The organism is Mesorhizobium sp. B1-1-5 (assembly GCF_006443065.1).
GTDB lineage: Bacteria > Pseudomonadota > Alphaproteobacteria > Rhizobiales > Rhizobiaceae > Mesorhizobium.
Map to the genome: position 1 here is coordinate 20,257 of NZ_VFWS01000009.1, position 18,836 is coordinate 39,092.

The following is an 18,836-nucleotide window of genomic DNA, read 5'->3' on the forward strand; positions in this document are numbered from 1 at the left end:
TGCCAACGACGACGGAAACCCCGTCTCTCAATCCGCGCTCATGACCTTTCTTTTTGCGACCTCCGGCAGCGTCGCTTTTGAAGGCGCGCGCGTCGTCCCATAACAAGCGGCTCAACCACGCATGCGGCAATGCTCCAAGACTTCGAGGAGTTGAGAATTCATGGCCGATCTGATCGTCGTCTACTGGCGCGATATCCCTGCCCAGGTCATCGTCAAGAAGGGCCGGCAGAACGCCAAGAGGGAATTGCCGCTGCGCTTCACCGAGGCGATCGACATGTGCGCCATGCGCACCGGCGCCGGCGGCACCGACGACTATCTGGCGGAGTGGCGCAAGGCCGACCCGGTTCCGGTCGGCGACGACATCGAGGCCGAGGTCGAGAAGGCCTATCGGGAACTCGACACGAAATATGACCGCGAGCGGCTGGTCGCTCTGGTCAAGGCTGGCGGGAAAGAAAATGTCTGAGCAACAGCCGGCGGTTACCCAGGCCACCTTGGTCAAGAAGGCAGCGCCGAAATCCGATTACAAGCCGGCCGATGTGTCGCCGCAGCGGCGCGTCCAGCGCACATTTGCCGTGCGGCTTTGGTCGATCCGGCACTCGCGACTGCTGGAATGGTTCTACAGCAGGTTCGCCGACGTCTTCCTGCTGTTGCACCCTCTGTGGAAAGGCATCGGCTACGGCCACGTCGAAGCCCCGGTGAAATTCGTCGAGAAGCGGGTCAAGGGCTTCATGTTCGACTGCCGCATGTGCGGCCAATGCGTGCTCTCCTCCACCGGCATGTCGTGCCCGATGAACTGCCCCAAGCAACTGCGCAACGGCCCTTGCGGCGGCGTGCGCGCCAACGGCAATTGCGAGGTCGAGCCGGACATGCCCTGCGTCTGGGTCAAGGCTTGGGAAGGCTCGCGCAACATGGTCCACGGCGACAAGATCCTCACCGTGCAGAAGCCGGTCGATCAGTCGCTGCGCGAAACCTCGGCCTGGCTCCGCGTGACCGCGCAGGCCGCCGCCGCGCGCGAAGCGGCCAAGAATCCCGGAGCTTCGGCATGACCGTCCGCCAGATCGACGAGAACCCGGCCGGCATCCACCTGCCGCTCGAGCCCCTGCCAGGCCACACGTCGCGCGGCCGGCTGGAGCGCGTGCTGCGCCGCGGCGAGTTTGCTGTAACGACCGAGCTCAATCCGCCCGACAGCGCCGATCCGGAAGATGTCTACAACCGCGCCAAGATCTTCGACGGCTGGGTCGACGCCATCAATGCGGTCGACGCCTCGGGCGCCAACTGCCACATGTCCTCGGTCGGCATCTGCGCGCTGCTCACCCGCATGGGCTATGCGCCGATCATGCAGATCGCCTGCCGCGACAAGAACCGCATCGCTATCCAGGGCGACGTGCTGGGCGGCGCCGCCATGGGCGTCGCCAATATGCTGTGCCTCACCGGCGACGGCGTGCAGGCCGGCGACCAGCCGGGTGCCAAGCCGGTATTCGACCTCGATTCCATGTCGCTGCTCGAAACCATCCGCATCATGCGCGACAACGGCAAATTCCTGTCCGGCCGCAAGCTGACGACGCCGCCGCAGGTCTTCCTGGGTGCTGCCGTCAACCCCTTTGCGCCGCCTTACGACTTCCGCCCGATCCATCTCGGCAAGAAGATCGCCGCCGGCGCGCAGTTCGCGCAGACGCAGTATTGCTTCGACGTGCCGATGTTCAGAACCTTCATGCAGAAGGCGCGCGACCTCGGCCACACCGAAAAGCTGTTCCTGCTCTGCGGCGTCGGCCCGCTCGCCTCCGCCAAGACCGCGAAATGGATCCGCTCCAACGTGCCGGGCATCCACATCCCCGATGCGGTTATCAAGCGGCTGGAGGGCGCGCAGGATCAGAAGAAGGAAGGCAAGCAGCTCTGCATCGACATCATCAACGAGGTGAAGGAAATCCCGGGCGTCGCCGGCATCCATGTGATGGCCTATCGCCAGGAAGAATATGTCGCCGAGATCGTCGATGAATCCGGCGTGCTGAAAGGCCGCCAGCCTTGGAAGCGGGAGATCCGCCGCGACGACCAGCTGGTCGCCGACCGGCTCGACCACCTGCTGCATGACGAGATTACCGAAACCCAGGTGGATATGGTGAAGACCGCGCATTGATGTATGTCGCCCCAAAATGGGAACCGGTTTGGGCAACGACACATATGAACTTAGAATCTAAGAGCGCGGACGGCACGCATTCACTTGAACCAAATCAGATAACGATATAAAGAAGTCTTTATATCCCGACGGAGAGATTTCATGACCCGCACCATCGTCGCCTCGGCGACCCGAGAAATCGTCATCGGCTTCGATCAGCCCTTCTGCGTGATCGGCGAACGCATCAATCCGACCGGCCGCAAGAAGCTCGCCGCGGAAATGGTGGCCGGCAACTTCGAGACCGTCATCAAGGACGCGCTGGAACAGGCCGCCTGCGGCGCCACTATGCTCGATGTCAATGCCGGCGTCACCGCGGTCGATCCCAATGCGACCGAGCCGGCGCTTCTGGTGCAGACGCTGGAGATCGTGCAGGGCCTAGTCGACCTGCCGCTGTCGATCGATAGCTCGGTCACCGCCGCGATCGAGGCCGCGCTTAAGGTCGCCAAGGGCCGTCCGCTGGTCAACTCGGTCACCGGCGAGGAAGAAAAGCTCGAGGCCATCCTGCCGCTGATCAAGAAATACAACGTTCCGGTCGTCGCCATCTCCAACGACGAGACCGGCATCTCGATGGACCCGGACGTCCGCTTCGCCGTCGCCAAGAAGATCGTCGAGCGCTGCGCCGATTTCGGCATCCCGGCGCATGACGTCGTCGTCGACCCGCTGGTGATGCCGATCGGCGCGCTGGGCGATGCCGGCCGCCAGGTGTTCGCGCTGCTGCGCCGATTGCGCGAAGAGCTCAAGGTCAACACCACTTGCGGCCTCTCCAACATCTCCTTCGGCCTGCCGCATCGCCATGGCATCAACGCCGCTTTCATCCCGATGGTGATCGGCGCCGGCATGACCTCGGCAATCATGAACCCGGTCCGTCCGCAGGAAATGGAAGCCGTGCGCGGCGCCAATGTGCTGAACGGCACCGACGAGAACTGCACCAACTGGATCCGCACCTACAAGGACTATAAGCCGGCCGAAGGCGGTCAAGCGGTTGCGGCTCCAACAGCCGTCAATGCGCCGGGCGAAGGCAACGGCAATGGCGGCCGTCGCCGCGGCGGCCGCGAAGCCCGCATGGCCAGAGGATAAGCGCGCAATCGTGAGCCGCACCGCAAACAAGGCTGGTCCGATCGCATCGTGGATGCGGCCGGACAGCTCTGCTTTGCGTTCAGGCCACGCCCAATATGGCGTCGAAGAGTGCCATGCCCGCCCACGATCCGAAGATGCCTGTCACGCCGCCGACGATAAAATCATCATCATAGGCGGGCCAGAACGCGTGCAGCAGCAGCGCGCCGACGATCGCGCCGAGGATCCCGGTGGCGAGATATTGCGGATTGCGCAGCCACGAGCCCTTTATCACGCGCACCATGGTGAACGCGGTGAAGATGGCGGAGAGCAGCAGATCCGACATTGTTGGCCCCTGGACCAACGGACTCTCCGCCCAATAGTAAAACGATCCGTTAAACGGCATCGGCGATTGCCATCGAGACACGTGCCAGCATGAATCCTCCACCCAACATCACCGATCCGCTCGTGCTGTTCATGCCGTCCGGCAAGCGCGGCCGGTTCCCGATCGGAACGCCAGTGCTCGATGCCGCGCGCCAGCTCGGCGTCTATGTCGAAAGCGTTTGCGGCGGCCGCGCCACCTGCGGCCGCTGCCAGATCGAAGTGCAGGAAGGCAATTTCGCCAAGCACAAGATCGTCTCGTCCAACGACCACATCTCGCCCAAGGGCGCCAAGGAAGAGCGCTATGAGCGCGTGCGCGGGCTGCCCGAGCGGCGCCGCCTCTCCTGCTCGACGCAGATCCTCGGCGACCTCGTCATCGACGTGCCGCAGGACACGGTCATCAATGCCCAGACCATCCGCAAAGACGCCGATACCAGGGTGATCGCCCGCGATACGGCGATCCGCATGTGCTATGTCGAGATCGAAGAGCCCGACATGCACAAGCCGCTCGGCGACCTCGACCGGTTGAAGATCGCCCTGATGAAGGACTGGGGTTTCAGGAACCTCGAATTCGACTTCTATCTCATGCCGCAGGTGCAGGGCATCCTGCGCAAGGGCAACTGGACCGCCACCGCCGCCATCCACAAGGACGCCGACAGCGACATCGCGCGCGTCATCGCGCTATGGCCCGGCCTCAAGAACGAGGCATACGGCCTCGCCTGCGACATCGGCTCGACCACCATTGCCATGCATCTGGTGTCGCTGCTGTCGGGCCGCGTCGCTGCGTCCTCCGGCACGTCCAATCCGCAGATCCGCTTCGGCGAGGATCTGATGAGCCGCGTCTCCTACGTGATGATGAACCCGGACGGCCGCGAAGGCATGACGGTCGCCGTGCGCGAGGCGATCTCCGGCCTCGTCGACAAGGTCTGCGCGGAAGGCAATGTCCAGCGCAACGACATCCTGGATTCCGTCTTCGTCGGCAATCCGATCATGCATCATCTGTTCCTCGGCATCGATCCGACCGAGCTCGGCGGCGCGCCTTTCGCGCTTGCCGTCTCCGGCGCGGTGCGCATCAAGGCCTCCGACATCGGCCTGAAGCTCAACCAGGGCGCGCGCCTTTATATGCTGCCCTGCATTGCCGGCCATGTCGGCGCCGATGCGGCCGCCGTCACCCTGTCGGAAGGCCCGCATCGCCAGGACGAGATGATGCTGATCGTCGACGTCGGAACTAACGCCGAGATCGTGCTCGGCAACTCCACGCGCGTCGTGGCGGCCTCCTCCCCAACCGGCCCGGCCTTCGAAGGCGCGGAGATCTCCGGCGGCCAGCGCGCGGCGCCTGGTGCCATCGAGCGCGTTCGCATCGACCCCGAAACGCTGGAACCGAAATATCGGGTCATCGGCTCGGAGCTGTGGTCCGATCAGCCGGGCTTCACGGACAGCGTGCAGGCGACCGGCGTCACCGGCATCTGCGGCTCAGGCATCATCGAAGTGGTGGCGGAGATGTATCTCGCCGGCATCATCTCGGAGGATGGCGTCGTCGACGGATCGCTCGGCATGCGCTCGCCGCGCATCGTGCCCAACGGCCGCACCTTCTCCTACGTGCTGAAGGAGGGCGAGCCCAAGATCACCATCACCCAGAACGACGTGCGCGCCATCCAGCTTGCCAAGGCGGCACTCTATGCCGGCACCAAGCTTCTGATGGAGAAGCAGCACACCGATCATGTCGACCGCATCCATTTCGCCGGTGCGTTCGGCTCCTTCATCGATCCGAAATACGCCATGGTGCTCGGCCTGATCCCGGATTGCGACTTGGACAAGGTCCAGGCCGTCGGCAACGCCGCCGGCGCCGGCGCGCGCATGGCGCTGCTCAATCGCGGCTACCGGCGCGAGATCGAGGAGACGGTGAGCAGGATCGAGAAGATCGAGACGGCGCTTGAGCCGAAATTCCAGGAGCACTTCGTCTACGCCATGGCGCTGCCGAACAAGGTCGACCCCTTTCCCAAGCTGGCGGCCGCGGTGAAGCTGCCGCCGCGCAAGGCGATGAGCGAGGACGGCACCGCCGGCGACGCTACCCCACGCCGGCGTTCACGCGAGGAGCGCGCTGCACGGCGCGGTCGGGACTAACGCTTCAGCTCATTCCGCGGCCCCTGCGGCCGCGGCATTGGCTGCCTTCACGGCGCCCTTGGGACGGTGCGGATGCAGCAGCCCGATCAATGGTTTTTCGACGATCAGATAAAGCATCGCCGAGAGCGCAAGCGTGGCGACCAGGATCGTCGCCGGCTGCAACGCTGCCGGCAGGCCGGTCCTCAGGATGACGCCCGTCGCCAGGACGCCGACCACGACATGCCACAGATAGATCGAATAGGACGCATCGCCGAGAAATGTGGGCAACGCAGCCGGCTTGAACGGCCTCGCCCGCTCGGCAAAAACCGCGCCCGCCACGATCAGCGCGGCCGGAAGCCCCCAGCGCAAGGCGCGAGCCATGCCGGCGTCGAACAGCGGACTTGCCGCAAGCAGAAGGAATCCTGCGCCGGCCATGGCCAACCCCACCGCAAGCGGGAGCCGATAGCCCTGGAGCCAGAAGCGCCCAACCACGACGCCGGCGGCGAACTCGAGCACGATTGGATCGGTGAAGGCGCGCGCATATCCAGCGGCAAAAACAAAATGCAGCGCGACGATGGCAACAAGGGCGCCCACGAGGACGCCGAACCGCCAGCGCTCCCCGAGGAACAGCACCAGCGTGAAAACGAGATAGAACATCATTTCATAGCAGAGCGTCCAACCTTGTATGACGATGGGATGCAGCGCGTTCTCCTGCAGAATCGGCAGGAAGAACAGTGACCCAACGAAATTCGGGACGCTGAAGAAATGGCCGTAGAAGAACTGCGGCTTGATCAGGATGCCGGCCGCGGTCAGCAGCGTGACGATCCAATAGAGAGGCACGATGCGGGTGATCCGGCGCCCCATGAAGCGCCAAGGATCAGCCGGCCTGCCGGCCGTCGTCACCCACATGATGAAGCCGCTGATGACGAAGAAGATGTCGACGCCGGCTGCCCCGACGTCGAACGGACCGCCGAACTGCTCGCTGACGTGAAAGCATACCACCGCGCACGCGGCGAGGCCGCGCAGATATTGAACACTATGGATGCTCGTCACGATGCCTCGATCCGATCGCATCATGTTGCGATGCACACGCCCCACGCCGCATTGCACAATAACAATGCAGTCGCTTGCTGCTGTCAACCGCTGATGGCAGCTATCCAGATAGAAACCGGCATAGCAGCCCCTCTAAATTCGTTTGCATGCAAATGTTTCCGGATTCGCGCGATCCGGAAACCGAAACGCTGTTTTCGCGAAATCGATCCGATACATGCGTGACGCATTTAGCGCGCATCGAACGGCGGCCGACCATGCATGTCGCCCAAAAGTGTCTTTTGGGAAACGACATGCGTGAAAGTAGATCCTCGGCTGCCGCTGGTCTTCAAGGGAGATGAAAATGTCGATGTACGATAATCTCAGCCGCTTCGGTGTGACCATCAGGCAGGCTCATGCCAGGAACAAGGCGATCCGCGCGCTCAACGATCTGCCGGCGCATGTCCAGAAGGATATCGGCTGGCCGGCCTCGCCGCCGAGCGACCCGCAGGCAGCCCTTCATGCGCTGCTTCTGGGCACGCCGCGCTGATGACCTTCGCCGACAAATGCAAGTTGCTCGGCAAGCGCCTGGGCCGCGACGCGGCCTCGGCGAACGTCGACAACAAATTGCGCGCGGCGCTACTGCCGAAGCGGCGCTAGAGCAATTCCAGGAAAGTGCGCGGCGGTTGGGCTCGGCAATTCGCCGTAGCCTTCCGCCCGAAATCGCGCAAACAAAGAACCGGCACCATCCGATCACGCCGATGTGCCAGCGTGATCCTTGACATTTTTAACTGAGGTACAATCTTCGCAGAGCGGGGGGAATTCTCTTAGTCGGCTCTGCCGAAGTGCGTGTATCTGCATGCCCAGTTTGAAAAGCCATCTCGTTTCGTTCGTTCTCAGGCACAGCCGCAAGAAGGCGTTTTCCAGTCCCGAGAACCTGCAGCGCTGGATCGCCTACGCCCGCAAGACCGAGGACTATCATCCGCCGGCCGTGCTCAGGGCACGGCTGGACATCACCGAGACCGAGATCAACGGCTTTCCCGTCTATGAGATCGCGCCGAAGGCGGGCGAAAGCCGGCGCATCCTCTACATGCACGGCGGCGCCTTCGTCTTTCAGATCACGTCCTACCATTGGGGGCTGATCGCCGAGATGGCCGAGCGTCTCGGCTTCGGCATCACCGTGCCGGTCTACCCCATCGCGCCGGAGCACGACTTCCATGACATGTTCGGCATGGTCGGCAACGTCTACCGGCGCATGCTCGAAGAGACCGACGCCGAGGACATCGTCTTCATGGGCGATTCCGCCGGCGGCAACATGGCGGTCGTGCTGACCATGATGGCGGCCGAGGAAAGCTTGCCGGCACCGTCGCGGCATGTGCTGATCTCGCCCGGTCTCGACGTCTCGCTTGCAAATCCCGAAGTCTTCGAGGCCGAGCGGCAGGATCCGTGGCTGGGTATTGCGGGTGGGCTGGAAGCGGTGCGGCTCTACAGCGCCGGTTTCGATCGCACCGACTGGCACATCAGCCCGCTTTACGGCAACCTGTCCGTGCTGCCCAAGACGCTGCTGCTGACCGGTTCACGCGACATGCTGACACCGGATAATCTCATCTTCGCCGAACGCGCACGCGCTGCCGGCGTCGAGGTCGACCTGGTCTACGAGGAAGGCATGTTCCACGTCTGGCCGCTGATCGAGATGCCCGAGGCGCGCCGCGCTCGCGATTCCATCGTCGATTTCCTCAGCGTTCCGGCGCCAGCCCGAGCCCGCGCTCGACGCAGGACGAAAGCTGCTTTCGCAGCCCGCTCCGCGCCCGCGGCCGAATAGTTCAGAACTTGCCGGTTTCCCGGAACACTTCGAACGTCGCCCGGATGTGGTCGGCCACGGCCTTCACCGGCGCGCTCGCATCGGGCGCCACCACCATGGCAAGATTGTAAGTGCCGATCTCGGGCATGCCGTCCTTGGCGCCGAGCGAGACCATATCGTCGCCGAGGAAGGACTTCGGCAGCGGCGCTACCGCGAGATCGGCCATGATCGCGGCGCGCTGGCCGGCCGTGTGTGCGCTCATATAGGCGATGCGGTAGTTGCGACCCTCGCGTCCAAGCGCTTCGAGAGCGCCGGCCCGCCAGGCGCAGCCTTCTTCCCACAGCGACACCGGCAACGGTTCACGCAGATGCGCGCAGCCGCCCTTGGCGCCCGCCCACACGATCGGCTCGGTCAAAAGCACCTCCGCGCCGATCGCGCTGGTCTTGTAGGAATTGGTGAGCAGCGTGATGTCGAGCGCACGGTCGTCCATGCGGCGCCGCAGATTGATGCTCTGGTCGATGGTGACGTCGACGGCGATCGAGGGATGCGACTGGGCAAAACGCTTCAGCACATGCGGCAGCACGCGCTCGCCATAGTCGTCCGGGGAACCGAGCCGCACCACGCCGACAATGTCGGGGATGATGAATTTCGACACCACCTCGCGGTTGATCGACAAAAGCCGGCGCGCATAGCCGAGCAGCATCTCGCCATCCGTGGTCAGCGTCACCGAACGCGCGTCGCGCGCGAAGACGGAACGGCCGAGGATGTCCTCCAGCTTCTTGATCTGCATGGAGACGGCCGACGGCGTGCGGAACACCGCATTGGCGGCGGTGGTGAAGCTGCCGGTCTCGGCGATCGCCACAAAGGTGCGCAGCACATCGAGGTCAAGCAGCGGCAAGGGATGATTGAGCGGGGCGTTCATGGCAGCTTGCCTTCAATTTTTCTGATGCAATCCATCATTCCATTTCGTTTGATTGAACACCCCTGCAATCGACGTGAAATGAAGCTGAAACAGACCTGACTTAACGCAGTGACGGGCGCCTCCCTGCCCGCATAGAGGAGAAAGAAATGTCTATCCTGTCGTCCATCGGTCGGCTTGCGACCGAATTCAGCGCGGCCCGCGCCCGCTACCAGACCGAACGCGCCATCCATGCCCTGCCGATCGAACTGCAGAAGGATATCGGCTGGCCGGAAGCCGCCGACGCCAAGACCGGCATGCGCTTCGGCGTCGGAAGCTGGGCCGGAGCGAAGTAATCAAGTGTGTATGGAGTTCTGAAGGCCTGTCGGATCAGCTCGACAGACCTTTCGTTTGTTTAGAGCCTTTTTGTTTGCATTCAAACGGCTTTCCAGCCATGCAGCAGCCGCATGACGCATATGAACAAGCCACATAGCAAGTTAATTTGCGAATTAAGTCATTGTAAAAAATCGGAAATTTTGAGCGTGCTGCCTAAAAACGCCGCAGATGATGTCGCTTTTCATAACAAGCGCTTCGCTTTTGCGATTTAGTTTTTGCTGAAGCGAGCCTATATCGACGCCAGCAAACGAGCTGCCCCACTCCATCAAGCGAAGGCGACCCGTCTGAGCAACCGAATGGAGATGATGATGAAGCTTTTTGCCCGCCTGTTCGCCCGCCGCGAAATGAACCTGACGACCGCTCTCGAGCGTCAGCGTCTCGCCAAGACAATGCCCGGCCAGACCGGCGCCATGAATGCTGCCCGTCTCGGCTTCGTCGCCTGAGGCAATCGGCATCCAAAGCTGAATTCAACGCCGCCCGGTTTAACCGAGGCGGCGTTTTCATGTGCATTGACGTTGCATTGCCCGGGCGATCGAGCTTTATGCCTCGCTGAATTGCCCATTTGCGACCCATGTCGCAAATTTAATCTTCACTTAGCCGCCTACCCGATTGACAGGAATGCTTTTTCCTGTTGTCGCTATGCTGTTCGCGACATCCTGTTCGCGTCATGGCTGCGTGAGGTTTCCCCGTGAATGCCGTAAAGCATCCGATCAAGAGATCGTTTGTATTCTTCCTCATTCCCGATTTCACCATGATCGCCTTTGCGACGGCGCTCGATCCGCTGCGCTCGGCCAACCGGATGCTCGGCTACGAAGCCTATCGCTGGCGGCTGGCCAGCATCGACGGCAAGCCGGTGCGCGCTTCGAACGGCGTTGAATGCGCCGTCAACACCTCGCTTGAGGAAGAGCGCAAGAAGATGGCTGGGCCCGATCGGCCGAACATGGCGATCGTTTGCAGCGGCATCAATGTCGAGCGCTACCACAACAAGTCGGCCTTCGCCTGGCTGCGCGAGGAATATAACCGCGGCGTCGCCGTCGGCGGCCTGTGCACCGGCGCGCATATCCTGGCCGCCGCCGGCCTCTTGTCCAACAAGCGTTGCGCCATCCATTGGGAAAATCTGCCGGGCTTTTCCGAGGCATTCCCGAAGGCCAATGTCTTTGCCGACCTCTTCGAGGTCGACCAGAACGTCTACACCTGCGCCGGCGGCACCGCCGCGCTCGACATGATGCTGAAGCTGATCGGCGACGATTTCGACGAAAGCCTCGTCAACCGCGTCTGCGAGCAGGTGTTGACCGACCGCGTGCGCAGCCCGACCGACCGCCAGCGCCTGCCGCTGCGCGCCCGCCTTGGCGTGCAGAACTCCAAGGTGCTGACCATCATCGAGCTGATGGAGGCCAACCTTTCCGAGCCGCTGTCGCTGATCGAGATCGCCGACCATGTCGATCTGTCCCGCCGGCAGATCGAGCGCCTGTTCCGCACCGAAATGGGCCGCTCGCCTGCCCGCTACTATCTGGAGATCCGGCTCGACCGCGCCAGGCACCTGCTCATCCAGTCATCCATGCCGGTGGTGGAAGTGGCGGTGGCCTGCGGCTTCGTCTCCGCTTCGCATTTCTCCAAATGCTACCGCGAGCTCTACGCCCGCTCGCCGCAGCAGGAGCGCGTCGACCGCAAGCAGTTGCTGGCGGCTTGAGCGGGCAAAGGCGCAGTCGTCTAGGCGGACTGCTCCTGCGCGGTCCGCATTGCCTCGATGCGGATGTCTTCGGTAAGCTGCGCCTTGAGCGCGGAAAATTCCGGGCTGGTCTTCAGCGTATAGTGGCGCGGATGCGGCAGGTCGACCGGCACGTCCGATTTGATGCGGCCGGGCCGGGCGCTCATCACGATCACCCGCGACGCCATGAAGATCGCCTCCTCGATGTCGTGGGTGACGAACAGCACCGTCTTCTTGCGCCGCTCCCAGATACCGAGCAGCAGTTCCTGCATCAGTCCGCGCGTCTGGTTGTCCAGCGCGCCGAACGGCTCGTCGAGCAGCAGGATCGCGGGGTCGTTGGCCAAAGCGCGCGCGATCGCCGTGCGCTGTTGCATGCCGCCCGACAGCTGCTTCGGCCAATGGTTCTCGAAACCCCTCAGCCCGACGAGATCGACATAGGAAGCGACGATCTCGTTGCGCTCTCGCTCGGGCCTGCCTTGCTCGCGCAGGCCGAAACCGATGTTCTCGGCAACCGTCAGCCAGGGAAACAGCGTGTAAGACTGGAACACCATGCCCCGGTCCGGCCCCGGCCTTGTGACCGCCTTGCCGTCGAGCAGCACGCGGCCGGTGCTCGGCGCCTCCAGCCCGGCGACGATCCTCAGCAGCGTCGACTTCCCGCAGCCGGACGGTCCCAGGATGGTGATGAAATCATTCGCCGAGACGGACAGCTCAACCGGCTGCAGCGCTCGCACCGGCTCCCCGCCCCTGACCCCGGCAAAGGTCCGCGAAACGCCTTCGATCAGAAGCTTGCTCACGCCAGGCTCCATGGATAGAGCCAGCGGTTGAGCGCCTTGAAGGCGAAATCGGACAGAAGCCCGATCAGCCCGATGACGATGATCCCGAAGATGATCTGCCCCGTCGCCAGCCGCGACTGGCTGTTGATGATCATGTAGCCGATGCCCGACGAGGAGCCGATCAGCTCGGCGACGATGACATAGGTCCAGGCCCAGCCGAGCACCAGCCGCAGCGTCTCGGCGATCTCCGGCGCATTGGCCGGCATGATGACGCGCTTGACGATGCCATTTTCGGTCGCTCCCAGCGTGTAGGCAGCTTCGACAAGGTCCCGCCTCGTGCCGCCGACCTTGACCGCGATGATCAGAATGATCTGGAACACCGAGCCGACGAAGATCACCAGGAGCTTTTCGAGCTCGCCGATGCCGGCCCACAGGATGAGCAGCGGGATGAAGGCCGACGCCGGCAGGTAGCGCGCAAAGGATACGAACGGTTCGAGGAAGGCTTCGACCGGCTTCCAGGCACCCATGGCGATGCCGATCGGCACCGCGACGATCGACGCCAGCACGAAGCCGCCGAAGACACGCCAGATGGTGATCAGTATATCCAGCCAGAAACGATCCTCGGTAAGCAGTCGCCAGCCATCCTTCAGCATCGACAGCGGATCGGCGAGAAAGATCCGGTTCACGTGGCCGCCGAGCGTGATCCACGCCCAGAACGCAACGAACAGGACAAAGAAGGCGACGCCGAGCACGGTTCGCGTGCCCGGCGCAACGGGGTGCAAGGGGCGCAGCATCAGGAAGTCCTTGAGAGGAGGGATCGGCGGCGTGACACCGCCGATCGGGCGATACGCGATCAGTCGGCGATCGCGCTGGTGTCTGCAAGCGTCGACACATCCGGCGCTTCCTTGATCAGCCCCATCTGCAGCAGCAGCTCTGCCGCGGTCTTGGAAAAGTCCTGAAAATCCTTGGTGAAGAACTGCTTGTTCTCCGCCTTGTCGGCCCATTTCAGGTACTTGGCCGAGTCCTCGAACTCCTTGGCCGACTGCTTCACGTCGGCTCCCATGATCTCGTAGGATTTCTGCGGATCCTTTTTGATCATGTCGAGCGCGTCGAAATAGCTGTCGGCGAGCGCCTTGGCGGCATCGGGATTGGCCTTGAGGAAGTCCGGCGTGCAGCCGACCGTGTCCATCACCATCGGATAATCTAGCGTGGTCGCCAGGATATGGCCCTGGTCCGCCTTGTCGCGCACGGCTGAGATGAAGGGCTCGTAGGTGACGGCGGCATCGTTCTGGCCGGCGAGGAAGGCTTGCGCCGCCGCGTCCGGCTCCAGGTTGACGACGGTGACGTCCTTGGTCGACATGCCGTTCTTGTTGAGCACCCAGGCGAGCAGGAAATAGGGCGAGGTTCCGGGCGCGGACGAGGCGACATTCTTGCCCTTGAGATCGGCGACGGTCTTGATGTCGTTGCGCACGACGATGCCGTCGGCGCCATAGGATTTGTCGAGCTGGAAGATCTGCTTAGTGGTGACGCCGCTGGCGTTCCACACCATCCAGGTCTCGACCGTGGTTGCCGCGCATTGCAGGTCGCCGCTGGCAATGGCCAGCGGGCGGCTCGCCTGCGGCACTTTCTTGAGGGTGACGTCCAGCCCGTGCTTTTCGAAAAGCCCGGCCTGCTTGGCCAAGGTCAGAGGCGCGAAGCCGGTCCAGCCGCTGATGCCGATGGTGAGCGACGTCGCGGCCATCGCCGGCGCGCTAAGCACCGCGGCCGCCGTCAGCGCCGCCGCGAAGATGGAGGTTCTTTTCATTGTGGTTCCCCTTTTTGTGGTGAGCTCGAATTGTCTCACAGACCCCAAAAGGCTTGTCAATGAAGCAGAAGCCGCACTGGACGATGGTCCAATCCGGCGCACGCCGGCGGACCTTGAGGGGCTTCTCGATTGCTCACGGCGTGCCCCAGCCGCGGTTGCGCCACATCTTCTCGCCCGTCAGGCAGTCCGCCGCCGGCCCATCGTCGGCGAGCACGACCGGCGGATGCGCGGCCTCTTGCGCCGCCCATTGCAGCGAAGCGGGACCGGCAAGTTCGAGCACCAGCTTGCGGCGGATCGCTTCGGGAAACTGCGTCCAGTCATTGACCGGGATCATGAAGGCGCCCGGTCCACCGATGACGCAGTCGCTGTAATAGCGATCGAGATTTTCGACGTCGAAGGCGCCGCTGAAACCGCCGCGCGTCATCAACGGCAGCCCGTTGATGGTGATGCCTTGCTTGACCACCTCGTCGCGCGTGAGGTCAACCGGCGCGCCCTGATTGTTGGGCCCGTCGCCGGAGATGTCGATGACACGCTTGGTCCCCTGGAATCCGCTCTCGGCGAACAGGTCGCTGCCGAAGCTCAGCGCGCCGGAGATCGAGGTCCGCCGGGCGCTGTCCGGCGGGCTGGCATTGAGTTGCGCCACCACCTTCTCGGCATCGCCGCGGTTGGCGATCACCGTCCACGGCACGATGACGCGCTGCCAGGTCGTGCCTGCCCACTCGACATAGGTTACCGCGATCTTGCCGTAGGCGCCGTCGGCGATGGCCTTCAGCACATTGTCATGCGTCAGCGCCGCGGCATAACCATGACGCTGGATCTCAAGCTCGGCCGGCGACATGGAGAGCGAAACATCGACCGCCAGTACCAGCTCGACATCGACGGGTTCGGCGGGAGAAGCTGCCGGCGTCAGCCAGAGCGCCAGCGCCAGCGCGGCACTGCCTGAAAGGATATGCCTTGCGCGGGCATAAGCAGACATGGAGCAAAGTTAGGCGAAAATCGCCGCGCGCAAAAGCTGGGAATCCGGGCATCGGATTCCGCCGCCGCGGAATCGCTCAAAAATACCGCGCGAGATTCGAACGGATACGTTCCAATACGCTGTCACTGGAAAGGTCGGGCATGAATTTCGCGCCCGTGATCGCCTCGTAGGCCTGGATATAGACCGCCGAGGCCTGGTTGACGATCTCGTCCGGAATTTTGGGGATCGGATCCTTGTAGGGATCGCAGCGCGCCGCGACCCACGACCGGATGAAATCCTTGTCGAAACTCTGCGGCCGCCCGCCGCTTTCGAACGCCTCGTCGTAGCTCGCCGCGATCCAGTAGCGGCTGCTGTCGGGCGTGTGGATTTCGTCCGCCAGCACGACGGCGCCGTCCGGCGCGGTGCCGAATTCATATTTCGTGTCGGCCAGGATCAGGCCGCGTTCGGCGGCGCGCTGCTGGCCGCGGGCGAACAGTTGCAGCGCATAGCCCGATACGGTGTCCCACTGCGCCTGCGTGAGCAGCCGCTGTTCGATGATCTCGGCTTCCGACAGCGGCTGGTCATGGCCGCCGCTGGCGGCCTTGCTGGTCGGCGTGATGATCGCTTGCGGCAGCTTTTCATTGTCGCGCAGCCCATCCGGGAAATTGTGCCCGTAGAAGCTCCGTTCGCCCTTCCTGTATTTGGTCAGGATCGAGGTGCTGGTGGTCCCCGCCAGATAGCCGCGCACCACGATCTCGACCGGCAGCATGTCGAGCCGCGTGCCGACCACGACATTGGGATCGGGATACTCCAGCACGTGATTGGGACAGATGTCGGCGGTTTCCTCGAACCAGTAGCGCGCCGTCTGGGTGAGGACCTGCCCCTTGAATGGGATCGAGGCCAGGATCGTGTCGAACGCGCTTAGACGATCGGTGGCGATGATGATGCGGCGCCCGTCCGGCAGATCATAGTTCTCGCGCACCTTGCCGTTGTAGCGGTTGGGCAGTTCGGGAATGAAGGCTTCGGACAGGATGCGCATGGTGCGTGTTGCTTTCGCGGGCTGCTGATGAGCCACATAAGCCGTTGGCCCCCAGCACATCAAGCCAAGCCTGAAGGCTTTCCGAGGATGGCCAGGGCCTTTCCGACCCGTTGCCGCTACTGCGCCGGTTGTCAGCTCCGCGGCTTGAGGTTCTCCGGGTCGTAGAGCGGCTTGTAGCCGACGCCGGCCACCTCGACCGGATAGGTCTCGCTAAAATACTCGACCTGCAGCTTGCGCCCTTCCTGGCAATAGGCCCAGGGCAGATAGGCAAGCGCGATGTTCTTGCCGATGGTCGGACCGTAGGCGACCGAAGTGGTGAAGGAGCGGCGGCCGAGCTCGTCGACCAGCGTCTCGCCCGTCGCGGGATCCAGCACCGGCATGGTGCCGACCGGATACCGCGCGACGCCCTTGGCATCCTTGTTGTCGGTCATTACCAACGTGCACAGGATCGCCGGCTGATGCTCGCGGGCGCGATACTCCAGATGCTTGGCCTTGCCGCAGAAGTCGTTCTCCTTGACCTTCGGGCGCGCAAGGTCGGCCTCGAGCAGATTGTATTCGGTCAAGAGATCGGCGTTTTGCAGCCTGAGGCTCTTTTCCATGCGGCGCGTGTTGGCATAGGTCTCGACGCCGAACGGCATGACGCCGGTGGAGCGCAGCGCGTCCCAGACGGCGAGCCCATCCTCGTAGCGCATATGCAGTTCCCAGCCCTGTTCGCCGACATAGGAGATGCGGAAGGCGGTGACGTCCTTGCCGCCGATGCGGATCGGCTTGATCGCCGCGAATGCGAAATTCTCCGGCGTCAGCCCGTTCGGATCCTCGACCACCTTCTGCAGGGTCGTGCGCGCATTCGGCCCCCAGATGCCGATGGTGACGTATTTCTCGGTCACGTCGGTGACGGTGACGTCGAAGCCTTTGTCCTGCGCGGTGCGCTGCATGTAGCGGAAGTCGCGCGGGCCGGCGTCGGCGCCGTCGATCAGCCGGCACCGATCGGCCATGCGGATGACGGTGAAGTCGGCGCGCACCATGCCTTCCTCGTCGAGGAAGTGGGTGTAGATGCCCTTGCCGATATTGTTGTCGCCGCCGATCTTGGCCGCGCACAGCCATTCCAGCAGCGCGACATGGTCGGGCCCTTCGATGTCATACATCGAGAAATGCGACAGGTTGACGATGCCGCAATCCTCGCTCATCGCCAGGTGCTCGGCGTTCGAGACGCGCCAGAAGTGGCGATTGTCCCATTCGTTCTCACGCACCGGCACGCGGTTGCCGTACTTCTCCAGGAGATGCTCGTTGGCCGCGTAGCCGTGGGCGCGCTCCCAGCCGCCCAGCTCCATGAAATAGCCGCCGAGTTCCTTCTCCCGCTCATAGAACGGCGAGCGGCGGATGTTGCGGCCCTTGGAGAAGGGCTCGCGCGGATGCACCGCCGGATTGTAGACCTTCATCGCCGTTTCGGTGCAGCGATCCCAGATGAACTGTTCCTTGGTCTGGTGCGGGTAGAAGCGCGAATAGTCGATCGCGTGATGGTCGATCGAGGTGCGGCCGTCGGTCATCCAGTCGGCGATCAGCTTGCCCATGCCCGGGCCGTCCTTGACCCAGATGGCGACGGCATACCACAGCCCCCTCACCTTCTGGCTTTCGCCCATCGACGGACCGCCATCGGTGGTCACCTGCAGCAGGCCGTTGAAGGAATGGCCTTCGTTATATCCGAGCTCACCGAGGATCGGCGTGAGCTCCATGGCGCGCTCCAGCGGCGCCATGATCTGCTCCATATCGAGGTCGCGCTGCGACGGCGAAAGCCGCGCCTGGTCTTTTTCGAGAAGATCGCGCGGGTGGCACAGACGCGGATTGGTCTCCTCGTAATAACCCCATTCGATCTGCCCGCCCTCGGCGGTCTTCGGGTCGCCTGTGTCGCGCATATAGGCCGAGTTTCCCTGGTCGCGCAGCAGCGGCCAGCCGATCTCCTTGCCGGTTCCGGCGAACTCGTTGTAGGGGCCGAAGAATGTCAGCGGATGGTCGATCGGCATGACCGGCAGGTCCTCGCCGACCAGCGCGGCGGTGAGCCGGCCCCAGATGCCGGTGCAGACCACGACATAGTCGGCCTCGATCGTGCCGCGCTCGGTCACCACACCCTTGATGCGGCCGTTCTCGACGATCAGCTCCTTGGCCGAGGTGTTCGCGAAAGCCTGGAGCTTGCCGGCGGCGACACCTTGATCGACAAGCTTGCCGGCAACCGTCTGCGAGCGTGGGATGACGAGGCCGGCATCCGGATCCCACAGGCCGCCTTGCACCAGATGCTCCTCGATCAGCGGGAATTTTTCCTTGATCTCCGCCGGTTCGATCAGCCGCGCGCGGGTGCCGAAGGATTTTGCCGAGGCGATCTTGCGCTTGATCTCGTCCATGCGGGCGTCGTCGCCGACACGCGCCACTTCGAGGCCGCCAACGCGGGCGTAGTGGCCCATCTTCTCGTAGAAATCGATCGAGTAGAGCGTCGTCCAACAAGACAGGAAGTCGTGGCTGGTCGTGTAGCAGAAGTCCGAGGCGTGCGCCGTCGAGCCGATATCGGTCGGGATGCCCGACTTGTCGATGCCGACGATGTCGTCCCAGCCGCGCTCGATAAGGTGATGCGCGACCGAAGCGCCGACGATACCGCCCAGGCCGACGATGACAACCTTCGCCTTTTTCGGAAACTCTGCCATTGCCCGCGACTCCGGAATGATGGACCGGCG

The 18,836-nt window shown here is 63.3% G+C and carries 19 protein-coding genes; 9 read left to right on the forward strand and 10 right to left on the reverse strand.

From position 1 onward, the window contains the following. Positions 1-160: 160 nt before the first annotated feature. The 4 genes from FJ980_RS05615 to FJ980_RS05630 all read left to right on the forward strand — a co-directional run bounded on the left by FJ980_RS05615 (position 161) and on the right by FJ980_RS05630 (position 3,250). Positions 161-463 carry a virulence factor gene (locus FJ980_RS05615; protein WP_140541947.1) on the forward strand — a complete coding sequence of 101 codons (303 nt, stop codon included), beginning with the start codon at positions 161-163 and terminating at the stop codon, positions 461-463. After that, positions 456-1,046: a methylenetetrahydrofolate reductase C-terminal domain-containing protein gene (locus FJ980_RS05620; protein ID WP_140541948.1), complete on the forward strand. Its 591-nt coding sequence runs from the start codon at positions 456-458 to the stop codon at positions 1,044-1,046. Before FJ980_RS05615 ends, FJ980_RS05620 begins: the two co-directional genes overlap by 8 nt. After that, positions 1,043-2,134, forward strand: coding sequence for a methylenetetrahydrofolate reductase (locus FJ980_RS05625; protein ID WP_140541949.1), 1,092 nt, complete (start codon positions 1,043-1,045; stop codon positions 2,132-2,134). Before FJ980_RS05620 ends, FJ980_RS05625 begins: the two co-directional genes overlap by 4 nt. A gap of 141 nt (positions 2,135-2,275) precedes the next feature. After that, entirely contained in the window at positions 2,276-3,250 is a 975-nt protein-coding gene (locus FJ980_RS05630) for a methyltetrahydrofolate cobalamin methyltransferase (RefSeq protein WP_140541950.1), read from the forward strand. A gap of 79 nt (positions 3,251-3,329) precedes the next feature. On the opposite strand, the gene FJ980_RS05635 is transcribed toward FJ980_RS05630, so the two are convergent. Continuing rightward, positions 3,330-3,572, reverse strand: coding sequence for a hypothetical protein (locus FJ980_RS05635; RefSeq protein ID WP_224626007.1), 243 nt, complete (start codon positions 3,570-3,572; stop codon positions 3,330-3,332). 89 nt (positions 3,573-3,661) lie between these two features. Between FJ980_RS05635 and FJ980_RS05640 the strand changes: the two genes are divergently transcribed. After that, positions 3,662-5,731 (forward strand): ASKHA domain-containing protein, encoded by a 2,070-nt coding sequence (locus tag FJ980_RS05640; RefSeq protein ID WP_140541952.1) that lies wholly within the window; start codon positions 3,662-3,664, stop codon positions 5,729-5,731. Between the two features lie 9 nt (positions 5,732-5,740). Here the strand turns inward: FJ980_RS05640 and FJ980_RS05645 are convergent, their stop codons facing one another. Then, entirely contained in the window at positions 5,741-6,763 is a 1,023-nt protein-coding gene (locus FJ980_RS05645) for an acyltransferase (RefSeq protein WP_246676319.1), read from the reverse strand. A gap of 340 nt (positions 6,764-7,103) precedes the next feature. On the opposite strand from FJ980_RS05645, the gene FJ980_RS05650 reads away from it, so the two are divergent. After that, positions 7,104-7,289 (forward strand): hypothetical protein, encoded by a 186-nt coding sequence (locus FJ980_RS05650; RefSeq protein ID WP_140541953.1) that lies wholly within the window; start codon positions 7,104-7,106, stop codon positions 7,287-7,289. Positions 7,290-7,598: 309 nt separating this feature from the next. Further along, positions 7,599-8,561 carry an alpha/beta hydrolase gene (locus FJ980_RS05655; RefSeq protein ID WP_140541954.1) on the forward strand — a complete coding sequence of 321 codons (963 nt, stop codon included), beginning with the start codon at positions 7,599-7,601 and terminating at the stop codon, positions 8,559-8,561. A 1-nt stretch (position 8,562) separates the two neighbouring features. Here FJ980_RS05655 and FJ980_RS05660 read toward each other — a convergent pair whose 3' ends face one another. Beyond that, positions 8,563-9,462: a LysR substrate-binding domain-containing protein gene (locus FJ980_RS05660; protein WP_095764924.1), complete on the reverse strand. Its 900-nt coding sequence runs from the start codon at positions 9,460-9,462 to the stop codon at positions 8,563-8,565. 146 nt (positions 9,463-9,608) lie between these two features. Here FJ980_RS05660 and FJ980_RS05665 point away from each other — a divergent pair, with 146 nt between their 5' ends. Beyond that, entirely contained in the window at positions 9,609-9,794 is a 186-nt protein-coding gene (locus FJ980_RS05665) for a hypothetical protein (RefSeq protein ID WP_140541955.1), read from the forward strand. 153 nt (positions 9,795-9,947) lie between these two features. On the opposite strand, the gene FJ980_RS34595 is transcribed toward FJ980_RS05665, so the two are convergent. Continuing rightward, the gene (locus FJ980_RS34595; protein WP_181181112.1) at positions 9,948-10,289 is read right to left on the reverse strand and encodes a hypothetical protein; all 342 of its coding nucleotides are present in this window, start codon (positions 10,287-10,289) and stop codon (positions 9,948-9,950) included. A gap of 296 nt (positions 10,290-10,585) precedes the next feature. On the opposite strand from FJ980_RS34595, the gene FJ980_RS05675 reads away from it, so the two are divergent. After that, positions 10,586-11,524 (forward strand): GlxA family transcriptional regulator, encoded by a 939-nt coding sequence (locus FJ980_RS05675; RefSeq protein WP_254633786.1) that lies wholly within the window; start codon positions 10,586-10,588, stop codon positions 11,522-11,524. 20 nt (positions 11,525-11,544) lie between these two features. On the opposite strand, the gene FJ980_RS05680 is transcribed toward FJ980_RS05675, so the two are convergent. The 6 genes from FJ980_RS05680 to FJ980_RS05705 all read right to left on the reverse strand — a co-directional run bounded on the left by FJ980_RS05680 (position 11,545) and on the right by FJ980_RS05705 (position 18,806). Beyond that, entirely contained in the window at positions 11,545-12,336 is a 792-nt protein-coding gene (locus FJ980_RS05680) for an ABC transporter ATP-binding protein (protein ID WP_140541957.1), read from the reverse strand. Continuing rightward, positions 12,333-13,106 (reverse strand): ABC transporter permease, encoded by a 774-nt coding sequence (locus FJ980_RS05685; RefSeq protein ID WP_140542010.1) that lies wholly within the window; start codon positions 13,104-13,106, stop codon positions 12,333-12,335. The genes FJ980_RS05680 and FJ980_RS05685 overlap by 4 nt, the downstream gene beginning before the upstream one ends. Positions 13,107-13,168: 62 nt before the next feature. After that, complete coding sequence (locus FJ980_RS05690) at positions 13,169-14,119, reverse strand: ABC transporter substrate-binding protein (protein WP_140541958.1); 951 nt, start codon at positions 14,117-14,119, stop codon at positions 13,169-13,171. A gap of 133 nt (positions 14,120-14,252) precedes the next feature. After that, the gene (locus FJ980_RS05695; protein ID WP_140541959.1) at positions 14,253-15,095 is read right to left on the reverse strand and encodes a DUF1194 domain-containing protein; all 843 of its coding nucleotides are present in this window, start codon (positions 15,093-15,095) and stop codon (positions 14,253-14,255) included. Positions 15,096-15,171: 76 nt separating this feature from the next. Next, complete coding sequence (locus FJ980_RS05700; RefSeq protein ID WP_140541960.1) at positions 15,172-16,113, reverse strand: phosphoribosylaminoimidazolesuccinocarboxamide synthase; 942 nt, start codon at positions 16,111-16,113, stop codon at positions 15,172-15,174. 131 nt (positions 16,114-16,244) lie between these two features. Then, entirely contained in the window at positions 16,245-18,806 is a 2,562-nt protein-coding gene (locus FJ980_RS05705) for an FAD-dependent oxidoreductase (RefSeq protein ID WP_140541961.1), read from the reverse strand. Positions 18,807-18,836 lie beyond the last annotated feature (30 nt).